Below are 24,566 nucleotides of genomic sequence, written 5' to 3'. Positions count from 1 at the left end.
AAGCATCCATAAAAAAGCCACTTTAAACGTATTTAAAGTGGCTTTTTTATTGCCTGTACTTAATTCTAAACCATCTAAAAATCAACCAGGCCTGGTCAGGTTAAAATCAGTGTCCAGATTGACTAGGATCAAAATCTTTTAAGGTATACTCCGCACCACAGTATGGGCACTTAGCTTCACCGGTTTTTTCAATCGGTAAAAACACCTTTGGATGTGAGTTCCACTGACTCATATCAGGTGTAGGACAATGCAGTGGTAAATCGGCATAAGTCACTTCATAATGCATTTTTGAATTCGTTGAGTTTTCGCTCATAACACTTTCCTTCTTTCTTCTAAACGTATTAAGCGACGGTCGTTAACCAATCCATATGTGCTGGTGAACGACCATGGACGATGTCAAAGTACATAGTTTGTAGCTTTTCAGTAATTGGACCACGTGAACCAGTGCCAATCGGACGATTGTCCAATTCACGAATCGGCATCACTTCGGCGGCTGTTCCAGTAAAGAATGCTTCGTCTGCGATATAGACTTCATCACGCGTAATACGTTTTTCAATCACTTCAAGACCAATTTCTTTGGCCATTGTCATAATGGTTTTACGGGTAATCCCATCCAAGCAGCAGGTTAGCTCAGGCGTATAAAGTACCCCATCCGTGACCATAAAAAAGTTTTCGCCCGAACCTTCAGCAACATAACCATCTACATCCAACAACAAGGCTTCATCACAACCGTGGCTTACGGCCTCTTGCAGAGCCAGCATTGAGTTCATGTAAGATCCGTTCGACTTGGCCTTAGTCATGGTGATATTCACATGATGGCGTGTATATGAAGAGGTCGCAATTTTAATGCCACGTGTTAAGTTTTCCTCTCCCATATATGCGCCCCACTCCCAAGCGGCAACCATCACGTGAGTTTTTAAGTTGTCCGCACGCAGTCCCATACCTTCTGAGCCATAAAATGCCATCGGACGGATATAAGCCGATTTTAAATTATTTTCACGAACCACCGCGCACTGTGCGGCATCCAAAGTGGCTTTGTCATAGGGCATAGCCATATTCATGATTTTAGCAGAGTTAGTCAGACGCTTGGTATGCGCATCTAAACGAAAGATGGACGGGCCTTGCTCGGCTTCATAGGCACGAACACCTTCAAACACACCCATCCCGTAATGCAATGTATGGGTTAACACGTGAACCTTTGCTTCACGCCAAGGAATCATCTCACCATCCAACCAGATTACGCCGTCTCTATCATCCATCGTTTGCATTAAAACTACTCCACAAATCTATTCATAAAACATAAAGGAGATATTTTATCCTAAACTCCTCCCTTTAATCCAAGCTTTAATCACATTAAAACTCATTTTAACCCCAATAATCGATCAATAAAGCTAAAAACAGCCCTCAATTCCATTGCGCCTTAACTCTAAATAAGGAAATTGCTTGATATTTTCTGCTGTTTCGCTAAAATCACTTCTTTGGATGTCTTGCATTCAAAAAAGCAACTGCACTGGGTGGCATTTTTAAGTCTTACTTGTTGATTTACAATTAAGATGATTTAAAAATACTCAACTCATCGGTTGCTTTTTTTGTTTATAAGCATCGTGTTATTAGTTTGCGCCACAGGCGTGATAGGAAAGAACGAGTATGTCAAACCACATTATGAATACCTATGCTAGATTACCCGTCACCTTTGAAAAAGGCGATGGCGCGACCTTGCAAGACAGTGAAGGTAAAATGTATTTAGACGCCATCAGTGGTATTGCCGTGACCAGCTTAGGGCATGCTCACCCGTTTATTTCTGAAGCGATTTGTAAACAGAGTCAGCAACTGATTCACACCTCAAACCTGTACCATATTAAGAAGCAACAGATGTTAGCGGACCAATTGATTGAACTCTCAGGTATGGAACAGGTGTTTTTCTGTAACTCTGGTGCCGAAGCCAATGAAGCTGCCATAAAAATTGCTAAAAAATTCGGCCATCAACAAGGCATAACAAACCCAACGATTGTCGTGATGGAAAACAGCTTTCATGGTCGAACCATGGCCACGCTTTCTGCCACAGGTAACCCGAAAGTACACGAAGGTTTTCAACCCTTAGTTGGCGGATTCACACGTGTACCCTTTGATAACGTAGCGGCCGTGGAAGCGCTTTCGGACAACCGTGACATTGTGGCCATTTTAGTCGAACCGATTCAAGGCGAAGGTGGTGTATATGTGCCACAAAAAGGCTATTTGAAGGCTCTCAGAAAAATCTGTGATGCGAATAACTGGTTACTGATGATAGATGAGATTCAAACCGGAATGGGTCGTACTGGCCAATGGTTTGCATTTCAGCATGAAAACATCACGCCGGATGTTTTAACTCTCGCCAAAGCACTTGGCAATGGCGTGCCAATTGGCGCATGCATCGCCAACAATAAAGCAACAGATGTTTTAGCTCCAGGCAATCACGGCACCACTTTTGGCGGTAACCCTCTAGCCTGCGCGGTAGGTCTAGCGGTAATCGAAGTGCTCAAAACACACAATTATATCCCTGCGATTGCCAAAAAGGGTGCATTACTGCTTAACCAATTCAAATCGGCGTTGACACAGCAACCTGGCATTTCTTCCATTCGTGGCCAAGGCTATATGATCGGCATTCAACTTGACCGTCCCTGTGCTGAACTGGTCAAAATGGCTCTAGAAAGAGGCTTGCTGATTAACGTAACACGTGGTGATACGGTACGTTTACTACCGAGTTTTGTAATGAGCCAACAACAAACAGACGAACTCGTCACTAAGCTCTCACAACTGATTATCGACTTTCTATCGATAACGGATTGAACCCATTCATTTTAACCGTGCAACGCTCGAGACGACCAAGCGTTATACAAACCAATAAAAGACCGAACCTATGACTGTTAGACACTTTTTAACATTAAATGACTTAACACCCGCTGAACTGCAGCAAATTATGCAACGTGGTATTGAGTTAAAAAAAATGCGAAAAGCAGGCGAGATCTTTGAACCGCTTAGCAACCAGACCCTTGCGATGATTTTTGAGAAATCATCGACCCGTACTCGCATCTCTTTTGAAGCGGGCATGACACAACTGGGGGGGCATGCACTTTTCTTATCTTCTAATGATACCCAACTTGGACGTGGTGAGCCTATCGAAGACAGTGCGCGCGTTATCTCAAGCATGGTTGATGGCATTATGATTCGAACCTTTGGCCATGATATTGTTGAGACGTTTGCCAAACACGCTACAGTACCCGTTATCAACGCGCTTACCGATGATTTCCATCCTTGCCAATTACTGGCAGACATGCAGACCTTTCAAGAACACCGCGGCAGTATTCAAGGCAAAACCGTGACTTGGGTAGGAGATGGCAATAACATGTGTAACTCTTATATCAATGCCGCTGTGCAATACGATTTTAATTTACGGATTGCTTGCCCTGAAGGTTACGATCCTAATATGGATTTAGTTAACCTGCATAAAGGTCGTGTTGAAATCGTTCGTAATGCATTTGACGCCGCTGAAAACTCTGACTTGATTGCCACTGATGTGTGGGCGAGCATGGGTCAAGAGGAAGAGCAGAAACTACGTGAGAGAGCATTCGCTGACTACCAAGTGACTGCGCAAATCATGCAAAAGGCCAACCCAGACGCCCTTTTCATGCACTGCCTACCCGCCCATCGTGGTGAAGAAGTCTCTGCTGAAGTGATCGATGCTAAAGATAGTGTCGTTTGGGATGAAGCCGAAAACAGACTGCATGCGCAGAAAGCCTTACTAGAGTTTTTGATGTCTAAAATATAGATTTCTATAGCTTGCTTGCACCCATAAAAAACCCCGCAATTGCGGGGTTTTTTATGGGTGTTTTAATAGATGTGTCAAACATGTTATCAACAATCTAAATATCCATTCCGACCAGGCCTGGTCATTTTACAAACGGAAGACAGTCACTCAAAAATCCATTAGATTCCGGGCTAAGAAAGCTTGTGACAAGGTACCACTGTCTAAATACTCCAACTCACCCCCCAATGGAATCCCTTGCGCTAAGCGTGACACCTTAATACTATGGGCACGGGCCATCTGTTGAATATAGTGTGCTGTCGCCTCTCCTTCAACCGTAGGATTGGTTGCTAAAATAACCTCTTCAATCGTTTCTATTGCCAAGCGTTTTTCCAGCAGATCCAAACCCAATTGCTCAGGACCGATTCCATCAATTGGCGATAAATGTCCCATTAAAACAAAATACTTGCCTGTAAAAATACCGGACTGCTCGATGACAGAAATATCGGACGGGCTTTCTACAATACACAACTCTGAAGCTCTTCGACTGTTTGAAGCACAAATACTGCACGTTTCTTGTTCCGTCAGCGTCCGGCATAAAATGCAATTCCCGATCTCCTCTACGGCTCTATGCAAAACGGTTGCAAGTTGCTGACCGCCTTTTTTATTGCGTTCCAATAGGTGGTAAGCCATGCGTTGAGCCGATTTAGGTCCTACGCCAGGCAGCACTCGAAATGCAGTGATCAACTCTTCAATTAACGGACTTTTCACGAATGATCGACCTGCATAGATTTAAGGCTTGGAGAGAACAATTAAAAAGGCATCTTCATACCGGCAGGCAGATCCATGCCTTCGGTTAGACCACTCATTTTATCTTTTGAGAGTTCATCAACTCGACGTGCGGCGCTATTAACAGCAGCGGCAACTAAGTCTTCCAACATCTCTTTATCGTCCATCAGACTCTCATCAATCCCGACCTTGATCAGCTCATGTTTACCCGTCATGACGACTTTAACCATGCCGCCACCCGATTCACCTTCCACTTCCATATTGGCGACTTCTTCTTGCGCAGCTTGCATATTCTTTTGCATATCTTGCGCTTGCTTCATTAAATTACCAAGACCACCTTTACCACTAAACATAACTCTTTCCTTTTGTCATACAAGACGATTAATTTTACTGTTTATGCGTTTGAATATAACGCAGGTTTTAAGCTGAGTAAAGACGAACTTAAACAGGTTGAATACTCTCTGGGATAACGTGCATATCTAACTGTTGGCTAAAAGTCTTTACCAGCACATCTTCACCAATCGACTGTACCGCTTGAGCCTGTTTATTAGCCGTCAACTGCTGCGCTTGTTTAGCGGGCGTAAAATGCTCGCTAACCGTTACAAATTCTAACACCATCGTTTCATCAAAACGCGCTTTGACCGCCTCCGAAAACTGAGCCAATGCGGTATCTTGATTTGAGTAATTTTGTGTCGGATCGATACTCACCGCCATATAGAACTCTGAAAATTCAACCAATACTGAATTACGTGCAATTTCTGCTGCCATCCCCTTTAAGGAGAGTTGTTTAATAATTTCTAACCAGTTTTCAATATTCGAAGTGTAATAAATCTCTGCGAACGCTTCAGCAGGTTCATCTACTAAAATCTCTGAGGATATTGACTCGGGCTCCATTTGAGTTTCGTTCGGTTCGTTCCAAGCTTGCTGAGTATTGATTGCAGCTCCCTGGCCACCTTCAACCACAGGCAACGTTGTAGCGACGGCCTCAGTCGACGAATGCTGCATCGCCTGTAACTGATGCAGTGCATTCTGGGCAGGCGAACTTTCCGATAAACCACTTGATTGAGACAGGTTTTCTTTGAGAAGCGGTTGAACTAGATTGCTCCCAGTGGACATTGAGTGTTCAGGCCCCTGTTCATTAAATGGGTCTCTAATTTTGTGCGTGTCAGCAACACTGTCCTGGTTAAATTCGGCCGGATCTGATGTTGCTTTATTTGACTTTCCCAGAGGCTGTTTCAACCTCTCTTTAATTTTAGCGAGGTGGTCAGAGCTAGACATCTGAGAACGGCCATTGGACATATTGGAGAGCGGTTCCGATGACATATCGGGCACCTGTGTCGCACTAGGAACAATTGGATCCGCCAACCTCTCTCCACTTTGCGAAACAACTGGCTCACCAAAAAAACCTTCCGGGTATTGTTCATCCATTTGATTGGGACCCTCTTGCTCCCAATGCCCTGGGTTTTCGATAGAACCCTGTGTAGGAGACATATCCACTGACGGATTAAATTCCTGCGCCGAAATCACCATGCCACCCGACGGATCTTCAACACTCGGAACGGTTGGAGAGGCTTCTACCGAAACTTGCTCATCCTGAATTTTTGCTGTTAAAGAAGGCTGGTCGACATAATCAGTGGTTTGTTCCTCTTTAATAAAATCTGTGCGTGGAACGACTTTTTTGCCGACTAATGAACGGGCCGTAGCCAAACCCGCTAATGCATTTTGCACATCAGACCCCTCTGACATGACAGGTGCCTGTGGATTAGAATCTTCTGTTGCCGTTGCCATCTGAGGACGAGTAGCAGAGTGTTGTGTATTTACACGGTCTTCAGATGGCGCTGCTGCAACGCCACTAATCGCAGGTTGAAAAGCTAACATACGAATCAAAGCCATTTCGAATCCAATGCGAATATCCGGTGCAAGCTGCATGTCCTGTTTTGCCAACAGCGCTATCTGATACAACAATTGAACTCTTTCAGGAACGATCTGTGATGCAAGTGATATAAGCATGTCATCAGGCACACTCATAGAAGATGCATTATCTCCAAACACTTGATAATAAGACAATGCATACAGAGTTTCGATGAGCTGAGACAACAACGCCTGATAATCGACCCCCATGCTCGCCAACTGTTGAACCGCTTGCTTGACCAAGACAGGGTCATTGGCCGCTAAAGCCTGCAAGATAGCCAAACTAAACTGCTGATCGACCAACCCCAACATCGTTTGCACAGGTTGAAACAGAACTTCACCTGCACCATAAGCGATCGCCTGGTCTAACAGACTCAAGGCGTCTCGAGCAGAACCATCCGCCCCCTTGGCAATTAAAGCGAGGGCATTGCTTTCAAATGGCAAGCCTTCTTGTTGCATAATGAATTCTAAATGGGTTTGGATTTGCAATTGCGTCAAGCGCATTAAGTTGAACTGTAAGCAACGTGACAATACAGTGATCGGTAGCTTATGCGGATCAGTCGTCGCCAATAAAAACTTAACGTGCTCAGGTGGCTCTTCCAGTGTTTTTAACAAGGCATTAAAACTGCTTTTAGACAGCATATGCACTTCATCAATCAAATAGACTTTATAGCGCCCTTGAGTGGGGGCAAATTGCACGTTATCCAGAATCTCACGCGTATCATCAACCTTGGTTTTCGAAGCCGCATCGACCTCGATTAGGTCAATAAAACGCCCTTCATCAATCGAACGGCAGGTATCACACACCCCACAAGGGGTTGAAGAGATACCTTCTTCACAATTCAAGGCTTTCGAGAAGATACGGGCGATAGTCGTTTTGCCCACCCCTCGTGTGCCGGTAAACAAATAGGCATGATGAAGTCGTTGCTGATCCAGAGCGTTTGCCAAGGCCTGCATGACATGGGTTTGCCCGACCAATTCCGAAAACTTTTTAGGACGCCACTTACGGGCAAGAACGGTATAACTCATCAATAAAACCTTATTTAGGGCGCAATAGCTGCAGAACGTTTCATTGAACATTATTCAATAAAAGACGTATAAAAATTAGATTTATTTTAACTTGAAAAGCGTATGAATTGAGAACAATTTAGGCGGTTATGCGATTCATTGAACGCAAAATCGAGTAGAAGAGAATGAATAAATAATGGACTGACAGTATGTCAAAAAATTCGCAATAAATTTGAACATAAAAAATAGAGGGTGGCAACCCTACCCGCCTTACCTCGGCGCACGCATCAGAAGGTACCGTTGCTTCCTTCCGGACCTGGCGGAGTTCCCAACTTAGCGTCGCGAGGGGACAAATAGAGTCACCATAATAGAAATCATTCTAAACCATATTGGTGGAGAGCGAGGGATTCGAACCCTCGATAGGTTACCCTATACACGCTTTCCAAGCGTGCTCTTTCGGCCACTCAGACAGCTCTCCGAAATGATGGGCGGATTATAGCGACTAATCCCGTTAAAGTCTAGCCACAAATACCAAACAGATGAATTAACCAGGCCTGGTGATTTCCTTAAATTTATATCCAACCACCCCAAAATAACCAGCCTTTATATTGAACCTGTTGCATTTCGCAGTTCAGAGCTTCATAAGAGCGTTGCCAGTTTAAAATAGGACCTAGAAAAAAAGCGGTCATCCGTTGGAAGAAATTCATTGAAATTGAACTTCTTCGTTCGATTTCAAGGCAACTTTCATAATGTGATGTAGAACCATCGTTGTAAGATAAACAACGAGACATAGCCACATTTGTTGTATTTGTCGAAGGGATACAGGTGCCTTGATAACCGATATAGGTGCTATCTTCTAAAACCACATCATTACTATTCGAGGCACTATCGCAACTTGAATATGTGGTAGGAAAAAGAAAAAATCCAGGTTTTTCACATCGATAATCGGACTGAGATGTGGAGAGTGATATGTCTGACTTTTCAAAGGCACTCAAACTTTGATCCTTAGCTGCAAGGTCCGCCGAACCACACCCAATGAAGCAGTAAGAGCTACTGAACGAAGCTGCAAATCCGGAGGTGTTTTTTAATGGATCGTCACCATTTAAGACACTCACAGGTTTCTGGTTTAAAATGAGATTAAATGCTTCTCCATCATAACTTGTAGAGTAAAACATAAAAAAGTTGATCGTTTCGGGCGGTCTACCAATCCAAGCATCATTAAATTTTATATAAGGATATTTAGTCGCTACTGAATTAGAGATTTTGGGCTCTGAAAACCCGTAATTACAGTAGTTCTTTCTAGCATCCGAACCCTTAATAATAACGGCATCAGCCTCCGAACTTGGCATAGAAGACAAATCCGCTACCGTTAAATTCATATCCAGACATGTCGCATACCGATTTTTACAATAACAACCCGAATCGGTAAGCGTATTGGCTTGTGGCATGCCATAGATCGCTCTTCCTTGAGGTGTGTAGGAGTAGAAACTATCGGTACTCCTTAATTGTACGGCCACCGCACTAAAATCAATGGGGGTTTTCGCGGATCTTGGATTAAACTGATCACGTGTTAAAGGTATAAAACACCCTTGTCTAATCGTTGGATCTATGGAGTCACAAATTGCCGAGCTTGCTAAATTCCCGAAAGTGATCCTTTTAGTGAGGTTTTTAGAATTGGGTTGAAGGCTATCGGTATAGGTATACATTTTGACTTGCATCAATAAATCATCTGTTACAAGACGTGTTTGATTCGCACTCATTGTCCCGTTTTTAATCCCATCCATGGTGATTGCCAACTCAGAACGCAACGCCACCGCTGCAACATCTCTTGCGTAATTGTCTAATTCGCGATCCAGAATTTTGGCATTCGTGTACTGCAAAACCTGCTCAAATGAGAATAAAGACAAGACAATAGAGGCCGCGCCTAGCAAAGAAATTGCGCCACGTTGCATTTTGCGGCGTTGACTGGTTCGCATTTAAGACTCCGACAAGTTTTTTAAAAGCAGTAAATTATTACGTGCTTTGGTGTTTAAAGGATCTTTTTGTAACGCTTGTTCAAAATAGATTTTTGCACTTACATATTTCTTTTGTAAAAGTGCACTGAAGCCTAAATTATTCAAAGCACTGACTTGACGACTCATGTCAGTAGACGTTAACCAGCTCTTGTAGATATTCTCTGCCAAAACAAATTTATCCTGCATCAATGCCAAACGTCCCAACTCCGATTCATCTTCTACGGTTTTGGTTGCTTGCTTATTGGCTTGTTGCATCGCCACTAAGGCATAGTTGTTATTGTCTTGAGCTTCATAAACTTTAGCCAACATGCGATAAATCCGGACATCTTGAGGATTGACCTTACGGGCTTTATGTAAAATCCCCTCCGCTCTAGAATACTGTTTACGTTCAATGGCCAAACTGGCCAAATCCAGGGCAAACTCATATTCGTCTTGATCATTTAGTTGCGTTGCTAAGGGGGCATCTTGTTGCGAATATTTTGAATAATCAACGTTATTTTCGACCTTCGTCTTGGTAGAAGAACACCCCACTAATAAAACAACCAGGCCTGGTAGAATGGCCACACGTAAAAAATTATTGACTTTGTTCTGCTTTCTTTTCTTAATTCGTGTAAACATTACATACCCCGTGCTAACAGCACAAACTTTTCACTTAACAATAAAATAAGATAAGGCGCCATCAGAAACGGCATAATCACTACCGCCATTTTTGCTGAGGTTTTAGCGGCCTTCTCTTCTAACAACTCCTGCCTGGTTTGGTACATGCGGCGTGAAAAATCGTTTAACGCAGCACTGATGGAACTTCCCAACTTTTCATTTTGAATCAACACTTGTATTAAGGTTTGAATATCCTTCGTTGGGTTACGCTCTGCGAACTGATGTAACGCCTCTGAACGCGGCACGCCTAATTGAATTTGATCCAACAAATATTCAAACTCATAGCAAATTTCTGGATGTACCTCTTTTAGTTCTTGAGATACACGCTTGAGTGCCACCAAATAACTCAAACCGGCATTCATACAGATATTACACATATCTAAAAAATCGGGTAAGTTCTGATTAATCAGACCTAATCGACGCTGACCAAGGTGAATTAGTATGCGTTCAGGCAACAATAAAAACACAATGGGTACTGAAATAATCCACAAAGGAGAGATTCCTTGCCAGCTCCAAGCTAAGGAGGTGATGAGAATCGAGCTCACAATCAAGGCATACTTAATAAAAAAGTAAGATCCAATATGACTATCTTGACGATAACCTGCACTGATCAGTTGGCGCCGCAATAAACTAATCTCTTTGTGACTTTCAGGCCCTATCGCGCGGCCAATCGTGCACCACCAACACTGATTATAGTTCGAGGATTGTTTTACATACTGGCTGGAAAGCCCCACTCTAGACTTGATGCGTTCTATGTTAAGCTGTTTTATCTGTACCTTCAGTACACGATTCGTCAACAACCATGCACTCATAAATATTAAGCCGCCCACCATTAATAAGAGAAAAGGAAAAGACATTTCTTTAAAACCTCATTTTCAGCATCTGTCTTAAAATCAGTGTGCCGGTAAATATCAATATCAGCGAAACGACAAATAACTTGAATCCCGTTGGGTCATATAGAAAAAATTGCATAGATTCTTTATCAAAGAAATATTTATAAACAACATAAACAATGGGAGCCCCACCAATAAACCAAGCCGTAAAGCGAGACTCAGCAGTGAGTGTTTTGATTTTTGCTTGAAAGCTGACTCTTCTACGCATTAATTTAGCTAATTCACCTAAAATCAGCGAAAGTTGCCCACCTGTTTCACGTTGGATAATCAGGGTGATGACAAAAAATTGAGCTTCTGGTAAATCAACACGACGCTGAAATTCTCGCAAGACATCGCGCATACTTATCCCGATCGTCAACTGCTTATTCACCTCTTTCATTTCTTGCGCCAAAGCCCCCTGCATATCCTCACCGACAGCAGCCAGCGCACCATCGATCCCGTAACCAGATTGTAACGAACGGACAATGGAATCTAACATTTCTGGAAATTGTTGACGTAAAGCAGTCTGGCGCTGACGAATTTTAAAATAGACAAAAGCACTGGGTAAGAGGGGCAAGATAATGCTGAGTAAAATCAACTTATCATTTAAGACATTAAATTTTGTCGAAAGAATAAAAGCGCTCATAAACAGTAAGATTGCTTGAGCAGTAACCACCTTGATAATGGCATGTTTATTATTTAATCCTGCTTTTTTGAATTTACTGATAAACCAGATAAACCAACTTTTCTCTTTTTGCTGCATCAAATGATCTTGAATTGTTTTTTGTTCAAGATTATTGAGACCAATACGCGACATTAAACGGCGCACCGCTAGCTGTTTTTGCTGTTGTTTTTTTAAAGACACCACAAAACTGAGGATGGCAAAAGGCAACATAATGGCGAATGCAACAATAAAAAACCCTAAATCCATTAGTTCACTTCCTGACTAAAGTTAAACAGTTCAGATGGCAAGCTGTAACCAACAGCTTCACATTTTTTACCGCACCCTGGACGTAACCCTGTTGCTCTAAAAACGCCTTTTATGCTGCCAGATCTTTTATCTAATTTATGTTCAAAAACATAAATTTCTTGCAACACGATGTTTTCTTCTTCAACACCGACCACCTCGGTAATGGATTCAACTCGTCGGTGACCATCTTTACCACGGTTAACATAAATAATCAGATCAATTGCACTCGCAATCTGTTTACGAATAGAGGCAGCGGGTATGTCCACACCACTTAAATTAATCATTAATTCCAATCGTGAAATGCTATCGCGTGGACTGTTGGCATGTAAGGTGGCAAGTGAACCGTCGTGCCCCGTATTCATAGCCTGCAACATATCCAAAACTTCACCACCACGCACCTCACCTAATACGATTCTGTCAGGACGCATACGCAAGGCATTTTTCAAAAGCTCACGTTGTGTAACTTCACCAATGCCTTCTGCATTGGGTGGACGAGTTTCTAAACGTACTACATGGGCTTGTTGCATTCTGAGTTCGGCACTGTCTTCAATAGTGACCGTCCGTTCATTTTCTGGAATCAACCCCGAAAGCATATTGAGAGTAGTGGTTTTCCCTGACCCTGTACCGCCGCAGACCAGTATATTCAAGCCCGCTTTTACAGCATAATCTAAAAATTGAAACATCTGCTCTGTCATGGTCCCATAAGCAATCAAATCTTTTGCGCGTAAATGTTGTTCTGGGAAACGTCGAATAGAGACACTAATGCCATCAACGGATAAGGGAGGAATAATAATATTGATTCGTGATCCATCGGGTAAACGTGAATCCACTAAAGGTGAAGATTCATCCACTCGACGCCCAGTGGAATAAAGCATTCTATCGACTTTATTACGCAAATGTTCTTCACTGATAAAACGCACATCCGTCAATTCAAGTTGACCAGCACGCTCCACATAAATATTGTCATAGCCATTGATGAGTATATCTGAGACAGTTGGGTCTGCGAGGAGAGGTTCAATCGGGCCTAAACCATATATTTCATCCAGTAATTCTACCCCCAATTGACGTACTTCAATTTCTGATAAGGGATACCCCATATCGCTCGCAATTTCACGTACCAATATCTCTAAACGGGGTCTTAATTCTTGACGTGTTTCTTTGCTATCTGCTTCATAAAAGGCCTCATCTTCGGCGGCCTTCTTTTGACAGCGACCTTTAATTTCCTGAAAAGTAATATCTTGTGCCATGCTCGATTCGTTTAACGCCGTCCGTGCACTCGGAGCAATCACTTTCTTAACAGATTCAGATATATCTAAAGCAGTCGTGGCTTGGTGCTTTTGTTCTACTTGTCTTAATCGATCGCGAATACTCATTTAAGACACCACAGCCTTCTGGTCCACGTCAGAGACAGAAGAGGGTGAAGGCTTCACTTCAGACTTTTTAGACTTAAACAACGTATTGAAAAAATCAAACCTATTTGATTTTCGTGCTTTCAACTTTACCACCTCTAACTGCACGCTGCCGTTATGCAGCATATTGGCAATATTCAACAACTGACTGTTTACATTCGATTCCGGCTTGTATTCTTTGAGTAATTGCCCTTCTCTTAAGGATTCATTGAATCCTAAATAGTCATTATCAACTCGTGCAACAGTCTCAATATTTAATGAATCAATCACCTCTTCAAGCATTTCATCACATCCACTGGTGCTTCGATTTACAATGAGTTTAAGGGATTCTTTGATATAACCAAGTTTCTGACTAATCTGAATAGCGGTATTCACCGCGCGTAAAGAGGATAAGGAAGGTTCCGCCACTAATACAATACTGTCCGACTCATCTAAACAGCTTAAGGTTAAGTCTGACAAATCACTCGCGCAGTCAATCACAACATGATCATAATAACGTCGTAAAGACTGAATAATAGTTTTAATGAGTTCACCATTAAGATTGTCTAACTCCCCAACCTCTCCTGGTAAAGACAACACATATAAACCCGACTCATGGCGACTTAATGATTTATAAATTAAATTTTCATCGAAACGATTAAGGTTATAGACAAAATCCGTCAGGGTGTATAGATGTTTGGATTCCATATTTAAATAAAGTGCCGTGTCACCTAAAGGCATATTTAAATCCACCAATACTGTACGCCCTTCAGTCAAATCATTCAGATGGGAAGCGATATTAGTGGCTAAAGCAGTGCAACCTACCCCCCCTTTTAAGCTGAATAAAGAAGAGACATTCCCATTTTTGCCTTTTTGTCTGCGGTCTTGCATATGCAAGATAGAGAGAATATGAAACACTTCATTAGGACACTCAATAAACCCTTGAACACCTTGATGACTTGCTTCAATAATAAAATCGGCATCTTTATCTTTTAGCAAAACGTAAATCAAAACCCCTTTTGCCAAGGTCAGCACTTCATTAATTCTTTGCAGCGTGGTTTGCGCTTCACCATTATGTTCTAATAAAACCAAACTCACATTATCCGACCATACATGTGGAATCTCCTCCTGAGCTTCCATCACATATTTAGATAAAATGGACACACGTACGGCTTCTTGTAAGTCCGCATCCGACCCAAAATAAAGCGCTTGTTTCAAGGCAATAGAGCTTGTCGATAATCCTGCACGCATTAAGGCTTCTCCAATCCGATCTGAACAGACAGTTCAGGAAGCGCGCTCTCCCCAGGAGGTAACAACTTAGCCAACTTCCCGCTAAAGAATCCCTCAGCAGCGCTTGGTCGATCTATATTTTCTCCTGGAAGCGTGATTTTTGATGTTGGTTCAATGGGATCAACAAAGGTAGGGGTAACTAAAATCGCTAACTCTGACTGATCCTTTTCATAACTGGTTGAACGGAATAAAGTACCAATGATCGGAATATCCCCTAGGAGGGGGATTTTAGAGACGGAACTACGGAAGTTATCTTGAATCAGTCCGCCGATGACAAAACTTTGCCCTGCAGCGAGAGTGACCGTGGTGGTCGCTTTACGTGAACGGAACCCGGGTACAACAATAGAACCCGTCTGAGAGCCGGAACTTTCGTCGATACTACTGATTTCTGGTGCAACCGTCATTTGAATTTCGCCTGACTCGGTAATAATAGGACTAAAACGTAAACGTACACCAAACTCTTTATAAGAAACGGTAATCGTCTGGGCATTTTGAGCAACTGGAATGGGCACTTCTCCTCCCACAAGAAATTCAGCGGTTTCACCTGATTGAACAATCAACTCAGGCTTCGCTAAAATACGTGCCAGATGATTGCCTTCTAAAATAGAGAGTACCCCAAACAAATTACTGTTTAGAGGATTTATCCCTAATTGAAAGCCATCTGCATGTGGAAAATTAATAGCAGCACCTGTTCCTGGCGCGACACTCGCAACATTCAATAAAAAGTTTGCAGTCGAACCTAAATTTCCTGGCGGAAAAATGCCATATTGATCCGTTTTATCTCGTGCTGCAAAACCACTTCTAAATGGATTACCTTTGACAACCTCTGCAACACGAACCGATAATTTGATCTGTTGAGGACCGGTCACATTAATCATATTTATGACACTTAAACCTAATGCAGAGATGACCGAGTTAATACGCTTTTTTTGCGCTTTATTCTGTACTTCACCTGATAACAACACCAGATAATTCCCCGCCAATGGTTGCGAACTTAAGCTTCCTACTGAACTCTCACTCTGCAGCATTTGTTTATCTTGACGGGCTGATTGTTTGAGATTAGCGTCTCCATCTATCTGATTACCAATTTGATCGACTTCACGTCGAATAGCGCCTTCCGCATTGATCCAAATATTTTTGAGTTCAAACTTAACCGTACCTTGCGGGTTTAAGCCTTTCAGCAATTGCGCTAATGTTTGTTCGATCTCTTCACGGCGCGACTGATCTGGAGCTACATTCAAGACCACCTTATGGTCAATATTTGGTGAGTCTCGATAGGTGATAATGAGCTGCGTTCTGCCGGCTTCTTTACCTGTTACTAACAGCTCATTTTTACTTAAGACTTTTACAGTTGCCAATTCGGGATTGGCAATTAAAGCTCTTTTTAAGCCTTTATCGAACTTAATAATCTGACTATCTGTTTCTGTCAAGTTATAGGTTTTAGCGAGTTCTGCCTGAGCACCTAAAGACACTCCGATCAATGTCAAACCTAATATCAATGCTTTCTTATTCATAAGAGTCGCCTGCGGTACCTTATCTACTATTGTATTTTGAAAAAAATTCATCTTGTTCTCACTTCTTGAACGCGGCCACCTTGCATTATCTGTATGACATCGCGATCTTTTTTGGCTTTATAGATAGGTGGGCGCTGTTTACTGCGCTCCATCACTTTGACATTCACACCATCGGTTTCAATCAACTCCACATCTGCTGGCCCACGTAGAATAAGGTGGAAAGCACCTATATTCAGCGCCAAGGCTAACTTTTCGGCTTGTCGCATATTGACATTAAGAGCCACCATAGAGGCTTTAACAAAAGCTTCACCTTGTTGATTTTTTTGAGAGTCTTGCACGACTTCCTGACTCATTTGCCCCATGCGGTTAGTCTGGCCAATAGAGAGTACCTCAATATTTTGTAGAATCGTGCGACTAATCATGCGTTTACCGTCTGTGCTTTCAAACACACTGATCACATCAACATGATCGTTCGGATTTAGCATGCCTAACAAACCGGTTTCAGCTGAAACGGAAATACGCATGGCGCGCATGCCTTTTTCAAGTAATGCCTCAACACCGCTTACTTTGACGTCCTGAAATCCAATCTTTTGATCCATCAACCACTCGCCAGCATACATATCCTGTTTGGCAACATGTCCAATTGCGGCTTTAGGTTGTGTTAGAACCCCTGTTGCTAGTACTCCTTCAACGGGCACCATTAAAACTTTAACGTCATCCACTTCGATTTTTTCACCGCGGTAAATATCACGGCTTGCCACCATGACCGAACGTAAATCTGGCTTTTCAATGACAGTTACGGTTTTAACTTCAGTTTTACTCTCTGCCTCCGCGACTCGATTCTCGACATAGCCATAAACTAATCCAATTGCGAGTATGGCTGATAGAAAAGCGACGCCATACAGCACGACATCACTGCGTTGAATTTTCATAAAATACTCATTTTATTTGGAGGAAATAACTTCGAAAAAAGCTATTATTTGAAAGAAATACTAAATAAAAGGGGTCGACATACGGTCATACACAACTGTCTTTTATGCTGACAATGGTATTGACATTAATGGGCAACAGCACTTCAAAAAACTCTGGTAATACCAAAGAGTTCGCGACACCTGTAAAATTAATGATATACACATTAAATCCTGAAACCACATTCTTTGTAATTGTTGCAGTGGCGGGCTTACTGTTTAAAAAAGTAATATTTTTAGTCGCTAAACTGCTCTTTACTATCTGAGCAATCGCAGCATTATTACCCTCGGGCAAAACGACTTGATTCGCAACGCAAGATGCATAAAGCGGTGTAAATCCCAACACGCCCCCGGCATCTAAACTGCTCACGGCTGAAACTTCACTCAATATGCTGGTATGCATATCCGTTAGCACATCATTTACGGCAAAGCTATTTAATGCATAAGCCACTAGCTCAACTATAAATAACATTACGCCTAATACTAAGGGGAGTACATAGGCTGTTTCAATCATCACAGCCCCATGTTGAGACTTTAATTTAAGTCTACTCTCCTGCATCAATTAAGTGCCAATTGCTGCAGTGACTTTTGCTGAAATTGCTGAACCAACTGTTCCACCTGTTGCTCCCCCAAATAACACAAATCCGATCGCTACAACTCCAGCAACCACTAAAGCGTACTCAATCATGGATGCACCTTGCTGTTTCTTAACCTGTTTAGCTTTAATCAGTTTTTGTACTTTCGCTTCATTTAACATGGGAAAATCCTCATTTAGGTTTATTGATGTGCCATTTGGCTTGAATGTATTTAATGCGATAAAGAACTTAACTACAATAGAATTTATGAGGTTTCATAAACAAATCTTTTGATTAGGGGATCAGTAAAACTTCTAACCTTTTAAAGCATGATAAATACACATTTAACATATTGATATTAAAGGATATTGTTTTATAATTCCATACATATATTTAATTTATATAAGAAAATACTAATATTTATTTTATTTAAAAATTTGTGTATAAATGACACACATTCGCCAGAACACTTCCTTAGACCGCCCCCTAAAAAAACTCTTCTATTAACACAAAGACTCGTTTTTTGGAGTGTCATATATAAATAATGAGCCTTGAACTTCTAAGATATTCCCTTCAACGTTTCAATTCGTTTTATAGTGTATAAAACACTCAACACTCATGTATCATCCATCTTAAATTAACTACGATTAGCCAATTTCAATATGAAAATTAGTACTACTAACCTTTTTTATTTACCCTTTATTGTTATTCTGCTGATATGGTCACTTAGCCCCAATATTCATTTTTTAGATGAATTTAACCGCTATGATGAAAAACGTCTTTTTCAGATATTCATCATTGTGTTAGTAGGCATTTGCACTCTACTGCTCAGTGATGTTCGCAATGCCCTATATACGACACTTAAAACCATTCCCACTGCTTCTAGGTGGGCTATATCTATTTTTTTTCTTATCGGCATTCTGTCGGCCATATTTTCTGAGTCACCAAGACATTCCTTTCTGGACATTAGCCTGCTACTGCTGCTTTTTTTATCCTCGCTCTACATTGCGTCTGTTGTCATTAAGAGCCCCATAACAGCAAGTGAATGGTTAATGGCGGCTTTTGTTTTTGCCATTTCACTGCACTTTGGGGTCTTTATCAGTCAATTTATTATGATGCTGCAAGGCGCTTTGGAGCCAAGTTTTGCGGGATTGTTCACGGGGTTTATTAACCCTCGATTTGGGAATCAATGGCAAGGAATGGTTCTGCCAATTATTATTGGAACGGCTATTTATTACCAAAAATACTCCGTTAAAATTTTCTACATCACCCTATTTCTTGCTGCATTTATGTGGATGAATATACTTTTTTCTTCTGGCCGCGGGGTGGTACTCGCTACAATTTTGGGGGTTCTCCTAACAGGAATTTTATTTAAATCCCATCGTAAAGCATGGTGGAAACTAAACCTATCGGTACTGGCCAGTGGCATCATGCTTTATGCCCTTGTTATATTTATGATTTACCTTTCCACTGATACCTTCATACTTGCCAACCAACATTTAATTGACAGCTCTTCCTCGGGTCGATTCAGTCTTTGGCTGTCAGCACTGCAATTAACGTCCTTAAACCCGTGGATTGGCATAGGTCCCATGCAATTTGCACAACTCGATCAAAATGAAATCGCTGCTCACCCACACAATATTGTTCTGCAACTCCTTGCGGAATGGGGAGTGATCGCGACGATTTTAGTAGTGGCCATTACCCTGTATGGTTTTATTAAATGGATTCGTTTTGGCACTGCACAAATAAATACGCATCCTAAATCAACTATTTTGTATAGCGCTTTAACATCTGCTTTTATCACAGCAAACTTCCATGCGTTAGTCAGTGGTGTATGGGTCATGCCATTAAGTCAACTCACTTTAATCATCATTATTGGTTGGATGTATGGGCTTTACATGCAAATGAATACAAAAATAACGACACATTCTAAACCGATCTTTTTCCTGGCTGTCATTCTACTGACATTAGTTGTTTTTATTTATGGGCTCTATCCTGAACTAAGCAACCTAACAAACTGGCTTCAAACGAGCTTTGAAGCCACTGGCTCTTCCTACCTTCACCCCCGCTTTTGGTCTCAGGGCACTATTTTATAAAAGACAGTCCTTGCAAACTTGAGTGAATACAATACTTAAGACCCCAGCGTTCTTTCCAAAACGCTTGCATCAATATTCAACTAACTGAAAATAGTCTGGTAATATTAATTCACAACAAGGCTTAATCAGACTAGGTCATTTTTTTTGCCGCCGGGTTTCTTACGGGCATAAAAAAAGCCAAGATGAGCTTGGCTTTTATACGATCAAACTGAATAAGAATTAACTCTTGACTAAAGCCGCCGCGGCCTCTTCTTGCTGTTTAACACCACCATGCCAGCGCCAAATATAATAAAGCGATGGAATTACCAGCAATGTGAGTACTGTAGAAGAGAGCGTTCCGAAGATAAGCGCGACCGCCAACCCTCCGAATACTGGATCTGTAACCATAATCATTGAACCGAACATAATGGCTAAGGCGGTCAATAGAATCGGACGGAAACGTACTTTACCCGCTTCAATAACGGACTCCTTGAGTGATCGACCTTCTTTTTCATATTCTAATATGAAGTCAATTAATAGCAATGAGTTACGCACCACTATCCCTGCGAGAGCGATGACTCCAATCATGGATGTCGCGGTAAAGGCTTGATCGGTTAACCAGTGACCAGGGAAAACCCCAATCATCGTCAAAGGAATCGCTCCCATTACAATCGTGGGTATCATGAATGACTTGTAATATCCTACCAGGATTAGATAGATAAAGATTAACGCGACAATAAACGCACTGCCCATATCACGGAACACGTCTAATGTCAGACGCATTTCGCCACCCCAAAGAATCGTGTAATCCATTACATCATCAGGTGTCGCCGCAACAAACCCTAGGTTCGCAGTATGGAATGTCACACCTGTTTCAGGTAATTTCACGCCATCTAACATTTTATCCAATGACAGCACAGCATAAACAGGACTGGATTTCAGCAGTTCGCCGCCAATCATGACCATTTTATGCTGATCTCTTGCCAATATGGGTTTTGCATGCATCACTTTTTCGATATCAGCAACGGATGAAAGCGGAACGGATTCACCGCTACGTGACTGAACTCGCAAAGACAATAATTGCTCCGCAACGGTTCTTGCTGAACGCGGTAGACGTACAATGATATTCACAGGTTCACGAACATTGTTTAAATGCATATAACCCAATTCATAACCATTGATATAATCTCGCAACATCTTGGCGACCTGAGCAGGTGCCACGCCTAACAAGTTAGCTTGTTCGCGATCGATATTGACTTCAAACGTTTCAGTGTCAGACGTTACCGAATCATCAACGTTAATCAGACCGTAGATTTGATTAAAAGACTTTCCAACCTCCAACGCGGCTTCACGTAATTTATCATAATCAGGCCCATATAATTCCGCCATAATTTGAGTAGTCACGGGTGGACCAGGAGGTGTTTCATACAGTTTAATATTCGCGGTTGGAAAGACTTTTCTAAGCTCTGCCAATTCAGAATCCAAGTTCATAACAATGTCATGCGAAGATACATTACGATGATGTTTGTCGACTAGATTCACACGAATCTGAGCAAAATTAGCGCCTTGTTTAATTAAATCACCACGTACCAAGCCCGCAAAATCGATCGGTGCATGCATCCCTAAATAAACACTATAATCCGTGACATTTTGAGTCAAAGATAATCGCTCACCCACAAGACGAACCACTCGATCCGTTGCTTCTAGTGCTGTCCCCTCAGGCATGTCTACTTGAACGAGAAAAGTACTGGTATTATCATAAGGCAACATTTTAACTTCAACCCCTGCAGAGTGCAGAGGCCCATTCATGTCATCACCACGCATAAACTGCAATGCTGGTTGTAACATGGACCCTATTAAGGCAATCAAAACGACACCTAAAAAGAGGTTACGTTTAGTACGGCTGTCGATTAAGGGGGTAATCGAAGTCACATACAATCTTTGCATCCAGTCTTCTTTTTCGACATGATGCGCGTCTTGACTCTCCCTTTCCTGCATCTCCTTAATGGCTTTTTTACCTAAAAAACGGTAAGCCATGTACGGTACCAACATGTAAGCGACCAATAATGAAGCAATCATGGCGACTGGCACGTTAAAGGGAATTGGTGCCATAAATGGTCCCATCATCCCAGTAACAAACAACATCGGAATGAATGCTAAGATAACGGCAATCGTCGCGACATTGGTCGGATTGCCGATTTCGTTGGTTGCTTTAATAATGACTTCATCAAATTTATCAGGGTCAAAGCCATTATGGATATGCCGGTGAATATTCTCGATGACAACAATGGCGGCATCCACCAGCAACCCCAACGATAAGATAAGTGCAAATAAAGTAATACGGTTGATTGTCTGATCGACCAGCATTCCGACAAATAACACAACGAATAATATTAATGGAACCGTTAAAGTCACAATCCCTGCTTCACGCCATCCTAAAAAGAGAACCATAATGACAACGACCGAGGCGACAGCAATTCCTAAATGCTCCATCAATAAATTCACTGCAGCATTGGCTTTTTCGCCATCGTTGCGCGTGACCACCACATCGACATTACTTGGCAAAACACTTTTCTTTAGTGCTTCTAACTTATCAACGACGAGGTTAGCCACATCCACGGCATTTGTTCCAGGTTGCTTTGCAATGGTAATCGTTACCGCTGCCTGTTCACCCCTAGAGGAAAGTGTTGCCGAGGGACCGAAGCCGATACGCGTATAGACATCGGTTTCTTGAGGACCATCAACAATTTTAGCGATGTCTTTCAGGTAAATCGGGCGGTCTTTATCCAAGCTAATAATAATATCGCCGACATCTTTAGCACTCCCTAAGAAACCATTCACTCGAATCAGTTGATTTTGGTTATTATTGATCATCGAACCAACAGGTGTTGAAACGTTACTGCCTAATAACATCTCACTAATATCATCTAGTGACATGCCTGTTAACGAGATCTTCTGAGCATCCAACCAAACATTTACCGCTCGCTTTTGGCCCCCTACAACATCGGTGAAAGAGACCCCTGGAATATTTCGCAGATTCTCAACTAACTTAAGCGAAACATCGCGCAGGTCATAACCTGACAACTCCTTTGATGTAACCGCCAAGGTCATAATGGGCACATCATCCACATTGATCGGTTTCACAATCGGCGGTTGAGTATCAGGTGGCATTTTGTCCATATTTTGCATTAGCTGGTTGTACACTTTAACCAAGCTGTCTACCTGATTCTCGCCAACCTCAAATTGAACCGTCACCACACCAAAATCATTTCCAGCATAACCAAAGGTGTGATCCACGCCTGGCAACGCACTTAAAATGGTTTCTAATGGCTTAACCACCATATTTTCAACTTCTTCTGGCGTCGCTCCCCCCTTATGCACAATAATATTCGCAGCTGGTACGACAATTTGTGGATTATATTCGCGAGGAGTGATCAAGAACGCCATCATGCCCGCTAAGGTAATGGCAATGACAATCATCATGGTAATTTTAGAGTGAATAAAGGCTGTGGCGATCTTACCTGCCATATTCATCTTAGGCTCAATCACCTGATGCTCAGAATTTTTATTTTCAGACATCATCACGCCCCTTTGACAGTTATCGCAATGGCATCGCTGATGACTGCTTCTGGTTCAACTTGATCTTTTTGTCCGATAATATCCACTCTGTCACCGTTTAATATGCGTTGATTATTATCCACAATAATTTGATCACCTAATGCTAAACCCGCTTGAATTTCGACCTTATCTCCGACCTCAAGACCTGTACGTACCATATGAAAAAAGGCTTTACCACTTCTGTTGACAAAAACCCCCTCAATTCCCGCTCTATTGACGACGGCTGTTTTTGAAACCATCATTGTGTGCCGAACGCCACGCTTAAAACTAACCCGTGCAAAGGTTCCACTATTTACATCATTTATCACTGGCAAGCTTAATTTAACGGTGTGTGTACGAGTTTTGGGGTTTGCGGAGCTCACCAAAGTATAGATGGTTCCAACTAAAGGTCCCGACTGTCCTTCAACTAAAACAGTCGCTTCATCGCCCATTTTAATCACCGCGAATAAATCACCAGCCACTTCCGTTTGCACGATTAAAGAGGCTGTATTTTCAATCACAACTATTGGCTTACCGGGAGAAGCTAAATCTCCTGCAACGGCCATTTTATCTACAATAACTCCCTCAAAAGGCGCTTTAACATTTGCGTAATTAAGTTGTTCTTTTGCCTGATTTAAAGCAGACTTAGCCGCTGCGACACTCTGTTGGGCAATACTGTACTGTAAACGAATTTTGTCATACTGCTGTTTAGAGACGGACTTTTCCTTGTAAAGCTGCGTAAAACGATTGTAATCCAATGTTGCATCTTTTAACCCTGCAATCGCTTGTTGATACCCGGCATTTGCCTGAACGATTTGACTGTTAATGTCCGCTGAATCGATACTAAACAATAACTGCCCCCGCTTCACTGTTTGCCCGACCTTAACTTCTAAACCTTTTATATAACCGATTAAACGTGAAGAAATCTGTGCCTTTTGTTCAGGAACAATGGCGCCAGGTACAACGGCCATCAACTCAACCTCACCTAATTCTACAGTCTGCACATGCACTTTATATGTCTGCACAGCACTCACCTCAGAATGTTCTGACTCTTGCGTACAGCCTGTTAAACCAAATATCGTAACCAGCACTGATGCGGTCAGTATCTTAGACATCTGTCTCATAATAAGTCCTTTATTTCTTTAAATTTGTTTTG

At 42.0% G+C, this 24,566-nt stretch carries 20 protein-coding genes, 1 tRNA gene and 1 other RNA gene; 3 read left to right on the top strand and 19 right to left on the bottom strand.

Translation table 11 applies throughout. From position 1 onward, the window contains the following. Nucleotides 1-106 precede the first annotated feature (106 nt). Together F612_RS0110450 and F612_RS0110445 are read right to left on the bottom strand one after the other, a co-directional pair. Nucleotides 107-313: a zinc-finger domain-containing protein gene (locus tag F612_RS0110450; protein WP_019557721.1), complete on the bottom strand. Its 207-nt coding sequence runs from the start codon at nt 311-313 to the stop codon at nt 107-109. Nucleotides 314-341: 28 nt separating this feature from the next. Then, entirely contained in the window at nt 342-1,268 is a 927-nt protein-coding gene (locus F612_RS0110445; RefSeq protein WP_019557720.1) for a branched-chain amino acid transaminase, read from the bottom strand. A 379-nt stretch (nt 1,269-1,647) separates the two neighbouring features. On the opposite strand from F612_RS0110445, the gene F612_RS0110440 reads away from it, so the two are divergent. Next, nucleotides 1,648-2,826 (top strand): aspartate aminotransferase family protein, encoded by a 1,179-nt coding sequence (locus tag F612_RS0110440; protein ID WP_019557719.1) that lies wholly within the window; start codon nt 1,648-1,650, stop codon nt 2,824-2,826. Nucleotides 2,827-2,896: 70 nt separating this feature from the next. Further along, the gene (argF, locus tag F612_RS0110435) at nt 2,897-3,805 is read left to right on the top strand and encodes an ornithine carbamoyltransferase (protein WP_019557718.1); all 909 of its coding nucleotides are present in this window, start codon (nt 2,897-2,899) and stop codon (nt 3,803-3,805) included. Nucleotides 3,806-3,952: 147 nt separating this feature from the next. Here the strand turns inward: argF and recR are convergent, their stop codons facing one another. The 15 genes from recR to F612_RS0110365 form a co-directional block, all read right to left on the bottom strand. Further along, nucleotides 3,953-4,552, bottom strand: coding sequence for a recombination mediator RecR (recR, locus tag F612_RS0110430; RefSeq protein WP_019557717.1), 600 nt, complete (start codon nt 4,550-4,552; stop codon nt 3,953-3,955). A 41-nt stretch (nt 4,553-4,593) separates the two neighbouring features. Next, nucleotides 4,594-4,923: a YbaB/EbfC family nucleoid-associated protein gene (locus tag F612_RS0110425; protein WP_019557716.1), complete on the bottom strand. Its 330-nt coding sequence runs from the start codon at nt 4,921-4,923 to the stop codon at nt 4,594-4,596. A gap of 88 nt (nt 4,924-5,011) precedes the next feature. Beyond that, entirely contained in the window at nt 5,012-7,510 is a 2,499-nt protein-coding gene (gene dnaX / locus F612_RS13055) for a DNA polymerase III subunit gamma/tau (protein WP_019557715.1), read from the bottom strand. A gap of 238 nt (nt 7,511-7,748) precedes the next feature. Then, an RNA gene (ffs, locus tag F612_RS13155) (signal recognition particle sRNA small type) lies at nt 7,749-7,845 on the bottom strand. A 34-nt stretch (nt 7,846-7,879) separates the two neighbouring features. Beyond that, nucleotides 7,880-7,967: transfer RNA gene (locus tag F612_RS0110415), tRNA-Ser, on the bottom strand. A gap of 94 nt (nt 7,968-8,061) precedes the next feature. Continuing rightward, on the bottom strand, nt 8,062-9,465 hold the full coding sequence (locus F612_RS0110410; RefSeq protein ID WP_019557714.1) for a hypothetical protein: 1,404 nt from the start codon (nt 9,463-9,465) through the stop codon (nt 8,062-8,064). Further along, complete coding sequence (locus F612_RS0110405) at nt 9,466-10,122, bottom strand: tetratricopeptide repeat protein (RefSeq protein ID WP_019557713.1); 657 nt, start codon at nt 10,120-10,122, stop codon at nt 9,466-9,468. Next, a complete protein-coding gene (locus F612_RS0110400) occupies nt 10,122-11,018 on the bottom strand; it encodes a type II secretion system F family protein (RefSeq protein ID WP_019557712.1) in 897 nt (298 codons plus the stop codon). The genes F612_RS0110405 and F612_RS0110400 overlap by 1 nt, the downstream gene beginning before the upstream one ends. A 4-nt stretch (nt 11,019-11,022) precedes the next feature. Next, nucleotides 11,023-11,964 carry a type II secretion system F family protein gene (locus F612_RS0110395; RefSeq protein WP_019557711.1) on the bottom strand — a complete coding sequence of 314 codons (942 nt, stop codon included), beginning with the start codon at nt 11,962-11,964 and terminating at the stop codon, nt 11,023-11,025. After that, a complete protein-coding gene (locus F612_RS0110390) occupies nt 11,964-13,376 on the bottom strand; it encodes a CpaF family protein (RefSeq protein WP_019557710.1) in 1,413 nt (470 codons plus the stop codon). Before F612_RS0110390 ends, F612_RS0110395 begins: the two co-directional genes overlap by 1 nt. After that, nucleotides 13,377-14,642, bottom strand: coding sequence for an AAA family ATPase (locus F612_RS0110385; protein WP_019557709.1), 1,266 nt, complete (start codon nt 14,640-14,642; stop codon nt 13,377-13,379). It lies immediately after the preceding gene. Next, nucleotides 14,642-16,195: a type II and III secretion system protein family protein gene (locus tag F612_RS0110380; RefSeq protein ID WP_019557708.1), complete on the bottom strand. Its 1,554-nt coding sequence runs from the start codon at nt 16,193-16,195 to the stop codon at nt 14,642-14,644. The genes F612_RS0110385 and F612_RS0110380 overlap by 1 nt, the downstream gene beginning before the upstream one ends. 47 nt (nt 16,196-16,242) lie before the next feature. Further along, entirely contained in the window at nt 16,243-17,127 is an 885-nt protein-coding gene (gene cpaB / locus F612_RS0110375) for a Flp pilus assembly protein CpaB (RefSeq protein WP_019557707.1), read from the bottom strand. An 85-nt stretch (nt 17,128-17,212) separates the two neighbouring features. Next, nucleotides 17,213-17,722, bottom strand: a complete 510-nt coding sequence (locus tag F612_RS0110370; protein WP_019557706.1) for a hypothetical protein — start codon at nt 17,720-17,722, stop codon at nt 17,213-17,215. A gap of 3 nt (nt 17,723-17,725) precedes the next feature. Beyond that, a complete protein-coding gene (locus tag F612_RS0110365; protein WP_019557705.1) occupies nt 17,726-17,920 on the bottom strand; it encodes a hypothetical protein in 195 nt (64 codons plus the stop codon). A gap of 870 nt (nt 17,921-18,790) precedes the next feature. Between F612_RS0110365 and F612_RS0110360 the strand changes: the two genes are divergently transcribed. Then, nucleotides 18,791-19,834, top strand: coding sequence for an O-antigen ligase family protein (locus tag F612_RS0110360; protein WP_157760540.1), 1,044 nt, complete (start codon nt 18,791-18,793; stop codon nt 19,832-19,834). 219 nt (nt 19,835-20,053) lie between these two features. Here F612_RS0110360 and F612_RS0110355 read toward each other — a convergent pair whose 3' ends face one another. Further along, nucleotides 20,054-23,395, bottom strand: a complete 3,342-nt coding sequence (locus F612_RS0110355) for an efflux RND transporter permease subunit (RefSeq protein WP_019557703.1) — start codon at nt 23,393-23,395, stop codon at nt 20,054-20,056. After that, the gene (locus tag F612_RS12605) at nt 23,395-24,534 is read right to left on the bottom strand and encodes an efflux RND transporter periplasmic adaptor subunit (RefSeq protein ID WP_019557702.1); all 1,140 of its coding nucleotides are present in this window, start codon (nt 24,532-24,534) and stop codon (nt 23,395-23,397) included. The genes F612_RS0110355 and F612_RS12605 overlap by 1 nt, the downstream gene beginning before the upstream one ends. Nucleotides 24,535-24,566: the final 32 nt, after the last annotated feature.

Source organism: Thiomicrorhabdus arctica DSM 13458, from assembly GCF_000381085.1.
In the GTDB taxonomy this organism is placed as follows: domain Bacteria; phylum Pseudomonadota; class Gammaproteobacteria; order Thiomicrospirales; family Thiomicrospiraceae; genus Thiomicrorhabdus; species Thiomicrorhabdus arctica.
The sequence above is the reverse complement of the archived record's forward strand: the minus strand, read 5'-3'. Positions and strand labels throughout refer to the sequence as shown.

Coding starts and splice junctions, on each gene's coding strand:
- F612_RS0110450 (WP_019557721.1), bottom strand. CDS start 313: ATGAGCGAAAACTCAACGAATTCAAAAATGCATTATGAAGTGACTTAT.
- F612_RS0110445 (WP_019557720.1), bottom strand. CDS start 1,268: ATGCAAACGATGGATGATAGAGACGGCGTAATCTGGTTGGATGGTGAG.
- F612_RS0110440 (WP_019557719.1), top strand. CDS start 1,648: ATGTCAAACCACATTATGAATACCTATGCTAGATTACCCGTCACCTTT.
- argF (WP_019557718.1), top strand. CDS start 2,897: ATGACTGTTAGACACTTTTTAACATTAAATGACTTAACACCCGCTGAA.
- F612_RS0110425 (WP_019557716.1), bottom strand. CDS start 4,923: ATGTTTAGTGGTAAAGGTGGTCTTGGTAATTTAATGAAGCAAGCGCAA.
- dnaX (WP_019557715.1), bottom strand. CDS start 7,510: ATGAGTTATACCGTTCTTGCCCGTAAGTGGCGTCCTAAAAAGTTTTCG.
- F612_RS0110410 (WP_019557714.1), bottom strand. CDS start 9,465: ATGCGAACCAGTCAACGCCGCAAAATGCAACGTGGCGCAATTTCTTTG.
- F612_RS0110405 (WP_019557713.1), bottom strand. CDS start 10,122: ATGTTTACACGAATTAAGAAAAGAAAGCAGAACAAAGTCAATAATTTT.
- F612_RS0110400 (WP_019557712.1), bottom strand. CDS start 11,018: ATGTCTTTTCCTTTTCTCTTATTAATGGTGGGCGGCTTAATATTTATG.
- F612_RS0110395 (WP_019557711.1), bottom strand. CDS start 11,964: ATGGATTTAGGGTTTTTTATTGTTGCATTCGCCATTATGTTGCCTTTT.
- F612_RS0110390 (WP_019557710.1), bottom strand. CDS start 13,376: ATGAGTATTCGCGATCGATTAAGACAAGTAGAACAAAAGCACCAAGCC.
- F612_RS0110385 (WP_019557709.1), bottom strand. CDS start 14,642: ATGCGTGCAGGATTATCGACAAGCTCTATTGCCTTGAAACAAGCGCTT.
- F612_RS0110380 (WP_019557708.1), bottom strand. CDS start 16,195: ATGAATAAGAAAGCATTGATATTAGGTTTGACATTGATCGGAGTGTCT.
- cpaB (WP_019557707.1), bottom strand. CDS start 17,127: ATGAAAATTCAACGCAGTGATGTCGTGCTGTATGGCGTCGCTTTTCTA.
- F612_RS0110370 (WP_019557706.1), bottom strand. CDS start 17,722: ATGCAGGAGAGTAGACTTAAATTAAAGTCTCAACATGGGGCTGTGATG.
- F612_RS0110365 (WP_019557705.1), bottom strand. CDS start 17,920: ATGTTAAATGAAGCGAAAGTACAAAAACTGATTAAAGCTAAACAGGTT.
- F612_RS0110360 (WP_157760540.1), top strand. CDS start 18,791: ATGGCGGCTTTTGTTTTTGCCATTTCACTGCACTTTGGGGTCTTTATC.
- F612_RS0110355 (WP_019557703.1), bottom strand. CDS start 23,395: ATGATGTCTGAAAATAAAAATTCTGAGCATCAGGTGATTGAGCCTAAG.
- F612_RS12605 (WP_019557702.1), bottom strand. CDS start 24,534: ATGAGACAGATGTCTAAGATACTGACCGCATCAGTGCTGGTTACGATA.